We start from the raw sequence: 13,608 nt of genomic DNA on the forward strand, positions 1-13,608 counted from the left end.
AGGCTGCCGCTGAGGTCTCGGGACACGTCGGAACACCCCTCCGGACGGCCCTCGGGGCCCTCTGTCGGGACGGCCGGTCAAAACGTTTCGACCCGGGTCGTCGAAGGTCGTACGATCGTCCCCGCGCAGCGTCGCGCGCCTCCTCCCCCTCTTCGATGTCGAAAGGCATTCGCATGCCCCGCCCCGCCCTGCTCACCCGCCGCGCGACACGCCCGGCCGGGACGACCACCGTCCCCGGCACGCCGTCGCCCGCGCGCGAGATCGCGCGTATCGCGGTGCCGGTGAGCATGGAGTTCGTGCTGATGCTCGTGCTCAACTTCGTCAACCAGATCGTCGTCGGCGGGCTCGGGGCGACGGCCATCGCGGCAGTGGGCTTCTCCAACAGCCTCACCTTCATCCTCGCCGTGACCCTCGGGTGCCTCGGCACGTCGGTGAGCATCCTCGTGGCGCGGGCGCACGGCGCGGGTCGCACCGGAGACCTCGACCACACCGTCACGGCTGCGCTGCTCGTCGCGCTCGGCCTCGGGACGGTCGTGTCCCTGGTGCCGTGGTTCTTCTCCGACCACCTCATGGCGCTCGTCGGGGCCTCGCCGTCGGTCGCGGCCGCCGGCACCGACTACTTCCGCCTCACCGTCCTCGCCACCCTGCCGGTCATGCTCAGCGCGATCCTGTCCGGTGTGCTGCGCTCGGTCGGCCGTCCGACCAGCCCGATGATCGCCACAATGGTCACCGTCGTCGCCAACTCGGGCATCGCCCTGGCGCTCGTCACCGGCTTCGGCCCGTTCCCGGCGCTAGGCGTCGCGGGCGCCGGCTGGGCCACGCTCGTCACCGCCGTCGCGAAGTCGCTCATCCTGCTCTGGATGGCCTTCCGACGCGGGGCCGTCCGCTGGAGCCTGCCCGACAGCCTCGTGCAGTGGCGGGCCGTCGTCGTGCCCCTCTTCGTCCTCGCCCTGCCGCTCGGGGTCACCGAGCTGTTCTGGACCGTCGGCACGTTCCTCTACAACGTCGTCTTCGGCAGGCTCGGCGACGAGGCCCTCGCCGCGGCGCAGATCGTCACGACGCTCGAGGGCGTCTTCATCGTCGGCAGCATCGGCCTGATGAGCGCGACGACCACGCTCGTCGGCCGGTCGGTCGGGCGTGGCGACGTCGGCGACGCGATGGCCTGGGTCCGGCGCCTCACCCGCGCCGGCGTCGGCACGGCGGCCGTCTTCGGCGTCCTGTTCGCCACCTCGGTGCTGCTGCTCGACGCGCTGTTCGGCGAGGCCGGGCGCGACGTCCGGGTCATGGCCGGCGTCGGCATCCTCATGAACGCCGCCTTCCAGGTGGTCAAGGTGCGCAACATGATCGTCGGCGCGGGCGTGCTGCCGAGCGCCAACGACGTGCGCGGCGTCATCATCGGTGACGTCGTCGGCGCGTTCGCCGTCGGGCTGCCGCTCGCCGTCCTGCTCGGCCTCCACACGCCGCTCGGCTTCGTCGGCATCTTCGCGGCGCGCATCGTCGAGGAGCTCGCCAAGCTCGCCGTGTTCACGTGGCGCGCGCGCCGCATCCGCTGGGAGCGCCTCGTCGTGACGCAGGCGCCGCTGCCCGCCTGAGCCGGCCCCGACGCGTCAGGTCGCCTCGGGCTCGTCGCCGGCCGGACCCGCCCCTTGGGTGCGCTCGAGGTGGTCGAGCACGTCACGCCGGTCGAAGCGCCGGTGCCCCCCGAGCGTGCGGACGCTCGGTAGCAGGCCCGAGCGGGCCCACTTCGTCACGGTCGTCACCGACACGCGGAACAGACGCGCAACCTCGGCCGGCGTCATGAGGTCGACGTGCTCGTCGTGCGCGTGCCCATGGTCGTGCTCGTCATGCTCGTCATGGCTCGACATGGCTCCCCCAAGTGTCCCCTCACCGAAACCGGTGCCCCGGTGGACATACCCGCCCGGGCGGTTCCGGTGACGGCGCCCCCGCCGCGACCGGACCCCGGCGTCCGGACCCCCCGTCCGCCGCCGGACCGAGGACGCCGCCCCCTCGACGACGTCCCGCACCGACGATAGGGCCCCGCGGGCCTGCGTGGTGGGGAATCCCCGGGTGTTGGAGAGTGGGTGGATGCCGAACCGCCTCGCCACTGCCACGAGCCCGTACCTCCTCCAGCACCGGGACAACCCCGTGGACTGGCAGGAGTGGGGCCCGGAGGCGTTCGCCGAGGCCCGGGAGCGCAACGTGCCGGTGCTCCTGTCGGTCGGGTACGCGGCCTGCCACTGGTGCCACGTCATGGCCCACGAGTCCTTCGAGGACGATGCCGTCGCGGCCGCCGTCAACGCGCGGTTCGTGGCGGTCAAGGTCGACCGGGAGGAGCGGCCCGACATCGACGCGGTCTACATGTCGGCGGTGACGGCGACGACGGGCCAGGGCGGCTGGCCGATGACCGTGTTCCTCACCCCGGAGGGCGAGCCGTTCTTCGCCGGCACCTACTTCCCGCGCGACCACTTCCTGCGCGTCCTCGCCGCCCTCGACGAGGCGTGGCGCACCCGCGAGGACGAGGTACGCGCGTCGGGCACGCACATCGCCGGCGCGCTCCGCGAGGGCTTGCGCTCCCCCGACCCGCTCGAGCCCGCTCCGGACCTGCTCGAGAACGCAGTCCGCCTCCTGGCTCGCCAGTTCGACTCTCGCTCAGCAGGGTTCGGGGGCGCACCGAAGTTTCCGCCGTCCATGGTGCTCGAGTTCCTGCTGCGCCACCACGCCCGCACGGGCGACCCGACGGCGCTCGAGCTGGCGTCGCGCACCCTTGACCGGATGGCCCGCAGCGGCCTCTACGACCAGCTCGGCGGCGGCTTCGCCCGCTACGCCGTCGACGCCGATTGGGTGGTGCCGCACTTCGAGAAGATGCTCTACGACAACGCGCTGCTGCTGCGCGCCTACGCGTCGTGGTGGCGTCTCGGCGGTGGCGACCTCGCCGAGCGCGTGGTCCGTGAGACGGCGGTGTTCCTCCTGCGCGACCTGCGCACCTCCCGGGGCGGGTTCGCCTCCTCCCTCGACGCGGACGCCGACGGCATCGAGGGTCTGACGTACGCGTGGACGCCTGTCCAGCTGCGGGAGGTGCTCGGTGAGGACGGTGACACCGTGGCGGGGCTGTTCGGCGTCACCGACGCCGGCACCTTCGAGCACGGCAGCTCGACGCTCCAGCTGCCGCGCGACCCGGACAACCGGCCGTGGTTCGACGGTGCCCGGTCACGGCTGCTCGAGGCCCGTGGCCGGCGACCCCAGCCGGCCCGGGACGACAAGGTCGTCACGTCGTGGAACGGGCTCGCCGTCGCCGCTCTCGCCGACGCCGGGGCGCTCCTCGGCGAGCCGGCCTGGGTCGAGGCCGCCGCCGACTGCGCCCGACACGTCCTCGACGTGCACGTGCGGGACGGCGTCCTGCTGCGTGCCTCGCGCGACGGTCGGGGCGGCGACGCGCGCGCGGTCGCCGACGACCACGGCAACCTCGCCGAGGGGCTGCTCGCCCTGCACCGGGCGACGGGCGACGCGTCGTGGCTGGCGCACGCCCGCACCGTCCTGGAGGGCGCCCGGCCCTTCGCGGCCGATGACGGGGGCTTCCACGACACCGCCGCCGACGCCGAGCGGCTCTACCTGCGCCCCCGCAGCGCCGCCGACAACGCCGAGCCGTCGGGGCAGTCCGCCCTCGCCGGCGCCTTCGTGGCCCTCGGGGCGCTGACCGGCGACGCCGACGCGCTGGCCGTCGGTCGGGCCGCCGTCGCGGCAGGGCTCGGGCTGGCCGCCCGCGAGCCGCGCTTCGGTGGGTGGACGCTCGCGGTGGCGGAGGCCCTGCTCGACGGGCCCGTGCAGGTGGCCGTCGTCGGCACCGGACCGGACGCGTCGGCGCTGCTCGACACCGCACGCCGCAGCCCGCGGCCGGGCGCCGTCGTCGTCGCCGGCCACCCCGACGCCCCCGGAGTGCCGCTGCTCGCGGACCGGCCGCTGTCGGCCGGCCGGCCTACGGCCTACGTGTGCCGCGGCATGGTGTGCGACCTGCCCGTCACCGAGCCGGACGCCCTCGCCGGGCGGCTCGCCGCGCTGTGACGGCCCGGAGGCCGGCGGTGCGGTAGGCCTCGGATCGTTGTGGCGGCGGACGCCGGAGCCCCGGTTGCCTGCTCCGGCGTCCGCCACTCCCGGGCAGCCCGGGGACACGGGCCCGACGGACGGACCGTCCGAGGCTCCCGGGAGTCAGGGGTTTCCCGGGGTGTCTCGGACGGCCCACCTCGATCCTGGGCGACGGATCGCAACGGAGCCGGGCCCCAGATGCAAGAAACCCGCAAGTTCGCGGCGTCCACTTGTTCCGGTTCGCGGGTGCGCCATCCGCCACATCTGTCACAATCCACGCATGACGGGCACCGAGCGCAGGGCAGTCGTCGTCGAGGACGACGACGACATCCGGCAGCTCATCACGCACAGCCTCGGCATGCAGGGCTTCGCCGTCACCGTCGCGCGCAGCGGTCGCGAGGCCATCGACCTCGTCACCTCGACCGACCCCGACCTCGTCACCCTCGACCTCGGCCTGCCCGACCTCGACGGCATCGAGGTGTGCCGTCGGGTCCGCGAGACGAGCCAGGCCTACATCATCATGATCAGCGCCCGCACCGAGGAGATCGACCGCCTCATGGGCCTCGAGACCGGTGCCGACGACTACCTGACGAAGCCGTTCAGCCCGCGTGAGCTCCAGGTGCGCGTCAACGCCCTGCTCCGCCGGCCTCGTACGGCCTGGGACCCGACCGCCGGCGCCACCGGCCCGGTCCCCGTCGTCGGCACCAACGGCGCCAACGGCGTCCACAGGGCCGGAGCACCGGGCTCGACACCTCACCCCGCCACCAACGGACACGATGCCCGCAGCGCCCACGCCGGACAGGCCGCGCCTGCGGGCCACGCCGTCCGGGGCCACCGTTCCGACGCCGGCGAGGCGGAGCCCGTGGTCCGCCACGGACTGCTCGCCGTCGACACCGAGAGCCGCACCGTCCTCGTCGACGAGACCGAGGTCGAGCTGACCCGCACCGAGTTCGACCTGCTGACCACGATGCTCGCCGCCCCGCGCCGGGTCTGGTCGCGCGCCGTCCTGCTCGACACGCTCTGGGGCGCCGGCTGGTCCTCGGAGGAGCACCTCGTCGAGGTGCACGTCGGCAACCTGCGCCGCAAGCTGACCCGGGCCGCCCCCGAGGGCACCCGACCGCTCATCCGCACCGTTCGCGGCGTCGGCTACCGCATGGAGGAGCCGGACGCCCTGTAGACGTCCGGCTCCTGACCCCACGGCGCTCACCCGACCGGTCCGGCCCACCCAGCCGGTCACCGGTCCGCCGCGGTCTAGCCGCGCTCCGACCCGGACAGGTGCAGCCAGAGGGCTGCCTCCGTCTCCGCGGTGTCGCGCGCGAGATCCCCGAGACACTCCCACGTGTGCTCGGTGTCGCCCCGCTCGAGGGCGTCGATGACGAGGGTCGTGCGGGCGGCGAGGCGACGGGCGCCCACCGTTCCCGACGTGACCCGCAGGCTGAGCAGGACCTCGAGGGCCCCGTCGAGGTCACCGGTCGTCAGCGCCGCCTCGACGCGTCCGACGCGCTCGGCGAGCAGGCGCAGGTAGGTGCGGGCGACCGAGGTGGCCACCTGCTGGCTCTCCAGCTCCTCGCCGAGGGTGAACAGGATGCCGGGCTCGAAGACCGGCTCGAGGTCGGCTGCCACGTGCAGCGGCGTCTCACACATCGGTGCGCTCCTTCCTGGTGGGACCGGCGGTCCGGAGGCCGCTCAGGCCGGCCAGGGCCGCGAGGCCGAGGGCGCCCCACAGCACCCAGGACTGCGGCGCCGCGGCGCGCACGACGCGCATCACGTCGCCGAGGTGGTGCACGACGTGCGTCGTGCGCCAGGCGGTGTCGCCCGGGAACGTCACGACCCACGGGTCGACCGCCGCGCCGGTGTCGCTCCGGGTGACGACGCCGACCCTTCCGGCAGCGTCGTGGCCGACCGAGACGACGCGGCGGGTCATGGTGCCCTGGTCCCCGACCGGGCTCTCGTAGGTGATGACGTCACCGACGCGCACGCCGGCCGCCCCGATCGGGACGCTGACGACGATGTCGCCCGCATCGATGCCCGGTGCCATGCTCGCGGTCGTCATCGTCGTCGTGCGGTACCCGAAGACGTGCGGCCCGACCGCGAGGAACGCGAAGGCCGCCGCAGCGGAGAGCACGAGCGTCGTCATGGTGAGCCCCCACAGCGGTCGAACCGCTCGACGAAGGGTCGTCCGCGTGGCGCGGTCCACTCGGGACCGGTCAGCCCGGACGCCCGTTCCTCCCCCCGAGGACGTCGGCCGCAGGGGACCGGCGGTTGCGAACGGTCGGCCGGTGCCGAACCCGCGCAGCGGCCGCGGGATGCGGGCCAGGCTGGTCACACTGCTCACGGCGGTCCTCCTGTCTGTTCGCGTTGGTGCTGGTGCCGCTGGCCGGTCCCCGGCCCCCGGGGGCTCCGGCTGCGGGGTGGCCGGGTCGGGTCCCCACCCGACCCGGCCACCCGGGTGGTGGCTCCGTCGTCCCTCCCCGACGACGGGGCCGCGGCGCACCGGGCGAGGTCCCCACCCGGCCTGGTGCGCCGTGGTCAGTGGGCCGTGGTCGGCCCGCCGGCTTCGTCTCGTTGTGGTCTGGCACTGACCACTGTGTCGGGGCAACCACAAGACGGCGTGCTATTGAATGCAGGCTTTGCGCAAGAAAGCCGCAAGGCCGCCCATCCGGCAAATCGGACGAGCGGCCTTGCGGCACAGGATGATTCAGTTACGAAGCAGGGCGAATGCGACGAACCGGACAGGATGGTGAGGCCGCCCGGCTCGGCCCAGTCGCCCCGGTCACAGCTCGGTCGACAGGTAGTCGCGGGCCGTCGACGCGAAGCGCTCACGGGCCGCCGCTCCCCCGACGAACAGCGCCGTGGCCCAGATGTCGGCCCACACGAGGCGCGGGCCGACGACGGTCACCGATCCCTGGCGTCCGACGTGCTGACCGGTTGCCGGGTCGTAGAGGTGCGCGCCACGCGCGGCCGTGCCCGAGGTCGCGACGGCACCGTGCGTCAGGCTGACGGTGCTCGCGATCCGGGTGCGGTCGAGCGGGTCCTCGATGCCGACCCGCCAGGTGATCGCGTCCGGGCCCTCGAGGGGCAGATCGGGGTGCGCGCCGATGAGCAGGTCCCCGCCGGCGTTGACGCAGTAGGACGCGCCGGGCAGTCCGGCGAGGTGCTCGGCCGCGAGGTCGACGGCCCACCCCTTGACGAGGCCGGTGGGGTCGAACGCGAGGTCGCCGTCGGGCGTGGGCAGCAGCGTCGTGAAGGCGCCACCGGTGACGCGCTCGGCCTCCTCGCCGATCGCGAGCGCCTCCGCGACGCGCGGGCTCGCCTCGGACAGCTCGATCTCCTCGCGGCGCAGGCGCATGAGGTCGGAGTCGTCGCGGTAGGTCGAGAACGTCGCGTCCATCTCGCGCAGCAGCGCATAGGCCGCGGCCACAGCGGTCTCGGCCGCAGGGCCTTCGACGCCCTGGCCGCGCAGGTGGATGCTCACCGGCATCCCCATGACCTGCTCGACCCAGGCACGGCGAGCCGGCGTCGCCCGGGGCTTGGCATCCACGTTCACATCGTCCTCCTCGAGTCGGTGTCCGGCCGCCGCACGGCGGTCAGATGTTCGCCTTGTCGATGGCTGACTGGAGCGACTGCGTGTAGCCCTCCCAGGTCACGGTCGCGCCGGAGACGACGTCGATGTTCGCCGACTGGGCCTGCACGGCCTCGCTGTTGTAGATCGGCACTGCCTGCGAGTTGATCATCTGGTCGTGGCGGTCGTTGTACGGCACCTGGAGCACGTTGACGTCGGTGATCTTGCCGCTCTGCACGGTGATCTGGACCTGCACGTCGCCGTAGCGCGTGCCGAAGGGGTCGCCGTCGTAGGTCTTCGCGGCGCTCGACACCGATCCGCCCGAGCCAGAGCCTGACGACGACCCGGACGACCCGGACGACCCGGACGAGCCCGACGAGCCCGAAGACCCCGACGACCCGGATGCGTCGGTGGAGCCCGTCGAGCTCGACTGGCCGGAGCTCGACCCGTCGGAACCCCCCGACGCGCCACCCGAGGTCGTCGTCTGCTGCTTCGTGCTCGCGGTGGCCTGGCGCATCTCCGCGGTCGCCACTGCTGCGGTCGAGGACCGGGAGGTGCCGTAGCTGAAGAGCAGGACGAGCACGGTCAGCGTGCTCATGGCCCAGATGACGATGCGTCGCATGGTGTGGGTCTCGTTTCGTGTGCTCGAGCGGGTTCGTGCGGGTCGTCTGGTGCGGAGGGCTGCCGGCCGCGCGGGTCAGTAGCTGAAACGTTCGTGGTGGACGGCGTCGGGGGCGACGCCGGCGGAGTGGGCCGCGTCGATGACGAGGTCCATCCACGCGGGGGTGCCGCAGACGTAGACGTCGCGGTAGGCGACGTCGGGGACGATGCGCAGGAGTGCCTCGGCGTCGGACAGGTGGGCGGCGTCCTGGGGCAGCCAGCTGTCGCGGCTCGTCGCGCGCGGCCCGATGACGGCGACGACCCGGGCGCCCTTGGCGCGGGCGAGGTCGAGCAGCTCGTCGGCCAGGACGATGTCGGACTCACGGCTCACCCGGTAGATGACGACGGTGGCGTCAGGCCCGGCCGGCAGGTCCTCGAGGAGGGCGCGCAGCGGGGTGATGCCGATGCCGGCGCCGATGAGCACGGCCTTGTCGCGGGTGGCGACCCCAGTGTGCAGGCGGCCGTAGGGCCCCTCGACCAGCACCTTGGTTCCGGGTCGCAGGGCTGCCAGGCGGTTGCTGCCGTCACCGACCGCGGCAGCGGTGATCCGCAGGGTGCGGCCGTCGGGCGCCGCCGAGAGGCTGTAGGGGTTGGCACGGGTCCAGCCCGGGCCGTCGAGGAAGCGCCACTGGAAGAACTGGCCGGCTCTGACGGGCAGCCGGTGCAGGTTCCGCCCGGCCACGGTGACCGACGTGACGGTCGGTGACACGGTGACGACGTCGGTGACGACGATCCGGTGCCGCTGCGAGCGGAACACCGGCAGGCCGACGCGGTAGACGAGGACGGCAGCGAGCGAGACTCCGTAGAGGCCCCACCAGAAGACCGTCGCGACGGTGTTGGACCGGAAGTCCTGCCCGGTCCACAGCTGGTGCGGCAGGGCGAGGCCGGCGCCGAGGTAAGCGTAGAGGTGCAGCAGGTGCCACGACTCGTACCGCAACCGGCGGCGGGCCGCCCGGAGCGAGGTGACGACGACCATGACGAGCGCGATCGCCCCGGCCAGGGCCAGCAGCATGCCCGGCGAATGGAGCACCTCGTCGAGGAACGTGCCGATCACCCCGACGTTGGTGCCCTGGTCGTAGCCGAGGATCGTCAGGACGATGTGGGCCAGCATGAGGTTGAACGAGGTGAAGCCGACGAGTCGGTGTACCCGCGCGAGCTCGTCCTGGCCCCAGGCCTGCTCGACGATCGGGATACGCGCCATGAGGAGCACCTGCAGCAGGATGAGCACCGACGCCACGAGCCCGAAGAGGCGCCCGACGTTCGTCAGCGCGTCGCCGACGGTACCGAACGCGGTGAGCCCGCCGCCGGCGACCCACAGGGCCACGACGAAGAGGACCAGGGCCCACGCCACGGCGCCCGACGCGTCACGCCACCACAACGGGGTCCGCCCTCGGGTGACGCGGAAGGGGCGGTGCCCGGCGACCCCGGCGTCCGGGGCGACAGGACTCAAGGGAGTGCCCTCGGAGGTGACGACTGCGCTCATGGTTGAACATTCACGAGCCACGCTGTGATTCTCCTGTGGGACACACAGGACGCGAGTATGAGCACGAATCGGGCACCCGTCGGTGCGACCCGCGCCACCTCGGCGCACCCGCTCACATCGTGGGGTTCGGCCTCCACCAGTCCTTCGTCGAGTGAGCACCCAGCCTCACGCGTCACAGCCCCGGTGGGGTCCACGACGTGGGCCGTGTGACGCGTGGGACGAAGCGCTCACTCGATCGGGAAGGACAACGCCACCCTCATGGTCGAGTGAGCACCCAGCCACACGCGTCACTTTCGCCCGCACGTCCTCGGGTGACCAGTGGGACGGATGGGGCGCAGCGCTCACTCGATGAAGAGGGGGACGGGGCAGTCCCGGGACGAGTGGGTGCGCACCGATGACGCGGGACGTGTTGGGGGGTCAGGGCCAGATGCCGAGGAGGCTCCCGCCGATCTTGACGATGAACGCCGTGACGATGACGACGAAGACGGCGCGCACGAAGCCGCTGCCCCGAGCCACGGCCGTCCGCGCTCCGACGTACCCGCCGAGGAGGTTGGCCCCGGCGATGACGACGCCGACCTTGAGGATGACCAGCCCCATCGGGGCGAAGACCGCGAGGGCGCCGAGGTTCGTCGCGAAGTTGGTGATCTTCGCCTTGGCGCTCGCCTCGAGGAAGGCGTACCCGAGCAGCCCGACGAGCGCGAAGACGAGGAAGGACCCCGTGCCGGGCCCGAGCGCGCCGTCGTAGACGCCGATGACGAAGCCGGTGAGCATCGCGAGCACGACGTGTTTGGCCCCGTGGAACCGACGCAGGGACTCCCGGCCGAGGTCCGGCTTGAGGAGCGTGTACGCGCCCACGGCGACGAGCAGCACGAGGATGATCGGGTTGAACGCCGCCTTCGGGATGTGCAGGCCGATGACGGCGCCGAGGATCGAGCCGACGAAGGCGACCCCCGCCATCGGCAGCGCGGTGCGCAGGTCCGGCCGGACGCGCCGGTAGTAGGTCACCGAGCTCGTCGCCGTGCCGAAGATCGAGCCGAACTTGTTCGTCGCGAGCAGCTGGGCGGGGCTCGCCCCGGGGAGCAGGACGAGCAGCGCCGGCAGCTGGACGAGCCCCCCGCCGCCCACGACGGCGTCGATCCAGCCCGCGGCGAAGGCGGCGACGCCGAGCAGGGCCAGCGTCGTCAGGGTCGGGTCGCTCACGGCGCGGTCACGCCGTCGGCATCCTCGTTCCAGGCGGCCACGATGGTGGCGATCTCGAGCAGCTCGTGGGCCACGGCGTCGGGCGTGGCCTCGTGGGAGACCTGCTGGTCGACGGGGATCTGCGAGTGCGGGATCCAGATCGCCCGCATACCGGCCTGCTGAGGACCGTGGACGTCCTCGTAGGACCGGTCCCCGACGTAGGCGCACTCCCCCGGGTCGACGCCGAGGACCTCGGCGGCGTGCACGAAGATCTCCGTCTGCGGCTTGACCCACGGGGTCTCGCTCGAGTACACGTCGGCGTCGATGAGGTGCAGGACCTCGTCGCGCTCGAAGATGCCGCGGTGGTAGTCGCGGTCCCAGATCGTGTTCGACAGGACGCCAATGCGAATGTCGTTGGCGCGCAAGGCTTCCCACAAGGGCGTGATGTCCGGGTGCGTCAGCGTGTGCGGCTCCCAGAAGTCGCGGTAGGCGGTGAGGCCGGCCTCGGTCGTGGCGTGGCCGGGCTCGAGGCCGCACTCGGCGAGGATCTCGTGGAGCCGTGCGCTCGCGCCCTCGGCCCGGCCGCGCTGCCACGCGCGATCCTCGGCGGCGTACAGGGCCGACGCGAGGTCGTCGCGGGAGCAGGCGAGCAGGCCGACGGCGTCGACGAACGTCGTCCACTGGGCGCGCATGTCGACCGTGTGCCAGGGCGTGATGGTGCCGCCCCAGTCGAAGATGACGGCCCGCACCGGCCGGACGGGGCGCACACCCCCGGCGGGGCGGCCCGGAACGGCGCCCGTCGTCACGAGCGCTCGACCTCGGCGGTGACCTCGGCGGTGACGACCGGGACGACCTCGTCGACGGCCACCTCACGGCGCTCGCCCGAGCGTCGGTCCTTGACCTCGACGACACCGTCGGCCAGGCCGCGCCCGACGACGACGATCGTCGGCACGCCGACGAGCTCGGAGTCCTTGAACTTCACGCCGGGGCTGACGCCCTTGCGGTCGTCGACGAGCACCGACAGGCCCTGCGTCTCGAGCTCGCGCGCGATCTCCTCGGCCTTGACGAACATCGCGTCGTCCTTGCCGGCCACGACGATGTGCACGTCGACCGGCGAGAGCTCGCGCGGCCAGATGATGCCGGCGTCGTCGTGGTTGCCTTCGACGACGCAGGCGACGGCCCGCGAGACCCCGACACCGTAGGAGCCCATGACGACCGTGACGAGCTTGCCGTTCTGGTCGAGGACCTTGAGGTCGAGCGCCTCGGCGTACTTCGTGCCGAGCTGGAAGACGTGACCCATCTCGATGCCGCGCGCCCCCTCGAGGACGTGGTCGCAGTGGGGGCAGGGGTCGCCGAACCGCACCTCGGCGGCCTCGATGGTGCCGTCGGCGGTGAAGTCGCGCCCGGCGACGAGGTCGATGACGTGCTGCCCCGCGACGTTGGCGCCGGTGACCCAGCGGGTGCCGTCGGCGATGCGCGGGTCGAGCAGGTAGCGGATGCCGGTGATGCCCTCGGTGCCGAGCGCGCGGGGGCCGATGTAGCCCTTGACGAGGGCCGGGTTGGCGGCGAAGTCGGCCTCCGTGAACGCCTCGACCTCGGCCGGCTCGACCTGCGCGCCGAGGCGCTTCTCGTCGACCTCGCGGTCGCCGGGCAGGCCGATGGCGAGCGGCTCGCGGGTGCCGTCGGGGTGCACGAGCATGACGACGACGTTCTTGAGCGTGTCGCCGGCCACCCACGCGCGGTCCTCGCGGGGGAAGCGCTCGTTGAGGTGTGCCACGAGCGTCTCGATGGTCGGGGTGTCGGGGGTGTCCTCGGCGTGCGCGGCCGGGACGCCGTCCCAGCCGACGGGGTCGGGCGCGGGTACCCGGACGGCCTCGACGTTGGCGGCATAGCCGCAGCTCGTGCAGTGGACGTAGGTGTCCTCGCCGACCTCGGCCGTGGCGAGGAACTCCTCGCTCTTGCTGCCGCCCATCGCGCCGGCCATCGCCTCGACGATGACGTAGTGGAAGCCGAGCCGGTCGAAGATCCGGATGTAGGCCTCGCGGTGCAGCTGGTAGCTCTTGTCGAGCCCGGCCACGTCGACGTCGAAGGAGTAGGAGTCCTTCATGACGAACTCGCGGCCGCGGAGCACACCGGCACGCGGCCGCGCCTCGTCGCGGTACTTCGTCTGGATCTGGTAGATCGAGAGCGGCAGGTCCTTGTAGGAGCTGAAGAGGTCCTTGACCGTGAGGGTGAACATCTCCTCGTGCGTCGGGCCGAGCAGGTGGTCGGCCCCCTTGCGGTCCTGGAGCCGGAAGATGTTGTCGCCGTACTCGGTCCAGCGCCCGGTGGCCTCGAAGGGCTCGCGGGGCAGCAGCGCCGGGAAGAGCAGCTCCTGCGCGCCGATGGCGTCCATCTCCTCGCGGACGATGCGCTCCACGTTGCGCAGCACCCGGAGGCCGAGGGGCAGCCACGTGTAGACACCGGGGCTGACGCGGCGCACGTAGCCGGCGCGGACGAGCAGCTTGTGGCTCGGGACCTCTGCGTCCGCCGGGTCCTCGCGAAGGGTTCGCAGGAACAGGGACGACATGTGCAGGGCCACCGGGACTCCTTCGGGTGCGTCGCTCGGGTGAGCGCGAGTGAACCCCGGAAGGATATCTGGCGG

General features: G+C 72.7%; 12 protein-coding genes. 3 read left to right on the plus strand and 9 right to left on the minus strand.

The window, feature by feature from the left end:
* The first annotated feature begins 173 nt into the window (after positions 1–173).
* Positions 174–1,592: an MATE family efflux transporter gene (locus AC3A5R_RS01660; RefSeq protein WP_487619049.1), complete on the plus strand. Its 1,419-nt coding sequence runs from the start codon at positions 174–176 to the stop codon at positions 1,590–1,592.
* 15 nt (positions 1,593–1,607) lie between these two features.
* Here AC3A5R_RS01660 and AC3A5R_RS01665 read toward each other — a convergent pair whose 3' ends face one another.
* A complete protein-coding gene (locus tag AC3A5R_RS01665; RefSeq protein ID WP_487619050.1) occupies positions 1,608–1,865 on the minus strand; it encodes a BldC family transcriptional regulator in 258 nt (85 codons plus the stop codon).
* Positions 1,866–2,085: 220 nt separating this feature from the next.
* Here AC3A5R_RS01665 and AC3A5R_RS01670 point away from each other — a divergent pair, with 220 nt between their 5' ends.
* Together AC3A5R_RS01670 and AC3A5R_RS01675 are read left to right on the plus strand one after the other, a co-directional pair.
* Positions 2,086–4,059 (plus strand): thioredoxin domain-containing protein, encoded by a 1,974-nt coding sequence (locus tag AC3A5R_RS01670; RefSeq protein WP_487619051.1) that lies wholly within the window; start codon positions 2,086–2,088, stop codon positions 4,057–4,059.
* A gap of 301 nt (positions 4,060–4,360) precedes the next feature.
* The gene (locus tag AC3A5R_RS01675) at positions 4,361–5,257 is read left to right on the plus strand and encodes a response regulator transcription factor (protein ID WP_487619052.1); all 897 of its coding nucleotides are present in this window, start codon (positions 4,361–4,363) and stop codon (positions 5,255–5,257) included.
* A gap of 74 nt (positions 5,258–5,331) precedes the next feature.
* On the opposite strand, the gene AC3A5R_RS01680 is transcribed toward AC3A5R_RS01675, so the two are convergent.
* The 8 genes from AC3A5R_RS01680 to AC3A5R_RS01715 all read right to left on the minus strand — a co-directional run bounded on the left by AC3A5R_RS01680 (position 5,332) and on the right by AC3A5R_RS01715 (position 13,545).
* A complete protein-coding gene (locus tag AC3A5R_RS01680; RefSeq protein ID WP_487619053.1) occupies positions 5,332–5,724 on the minus strand; it encodes a hypothetical protein in 393 nt (130 codons plus the stop codon).
* Positions 5,717–6,217 carry a S24/S26 family peptidase gene (locus AC3A5R_RS01685; RefSeq protein WP_487619054.1) on the minus strand — a complete coding sequence of 167 codons (501 nt, stop codon included), beginning with the start codon at positions 6,215–6,217 and terminating at the stop codon, positions 5,717–5,719. Before AC3A5R_RS01685 ends, AC3A5R_RS01680 begins: the two co-directional genes overlap by 8 nt.
* A 636-nt stretch (positions 6,218–6,853) precedes the next feature.
* Complete coding sequence (locus AC3A5R_RS01690) at positions 6,854–7,621, minus strand: FAD:protein FMN transferase (RefSeq protein WP_487619055.1); 768 nt, start codon at positions 7,619–7,621, stop codon at positions 6,854–6,856.
* Positions 7,622–7,667: 46 nt separating this feature from the next.
* Positions 7,668–8,264 carry an FMN-binding protein gene (locus AC3A5R_RS01695; protein ID WP_487619056.1) on the minus strand — a complete coding sequence of 199 codons (597 nt, stop codon included), beginning with the start codon at positions 8,262–8,264 and terminating at the stop codon, positions 7,668–7,670.
* 75 nt (positions 8,265–8,339) lie between these two features.
* Positions 8,340–9,785 (minus strand): ferredoxin reductase family protein, encoded by a 1,446-nt coding sequence (locus AC3A5R_RS01700; protein WP_487619057.1) that lies wholly within the window; start codon positions 9,783–9,785, stop codon positions 8,340–8,342.
* Between the two features lie 417 nt (positions 9,786–10,202).
* Positions 10,203–10,985, minus strand: coding sequence for a TSUP family transporter (locus AC3A5R_RS01705; protein WP_487619058.1), 783 nt, complete (start codon positions 10,983–10,985; stop codon positions 10,203–10,205).
* Positions 10,982–11,770 carry an HAD family hydrolase gene (locus AC3A5R_RS01710; RefSeq protein WP_487619059.1) on the minus strand — a complete coding sequence of 263 codons (789 nt, stop codon included), beginning with the start codon at positions 11,768–11,770 and terminating at the stop codon, positions 10,982–10,984. The genes AC3A5R_RS01705 and AC3A5R_RS01710 overlap by 4 nt, the downstream gene beginning before the upstream one ends.
* Positions 11,767–13,545, minus strand: coding sequence for a proline--tRNA ligase (locus AC3A5R_RS01715; protein WP_487619060.1), 1,779 nt, complete (start codon positions 13,543–13,545; stop codon positions 11,767–11,769). The genes AC3A5R_RS01710 and AC3A5R_RS01715 overlap by 4 nt, the downstream gene beginning before the upstream one ends.
* Positions 13,546–13,608 lie beyond the last annotated feature (63 nt).

Source organism: Intrasporangium sp. Soil_C_50 (assembly GCF_057656595.1).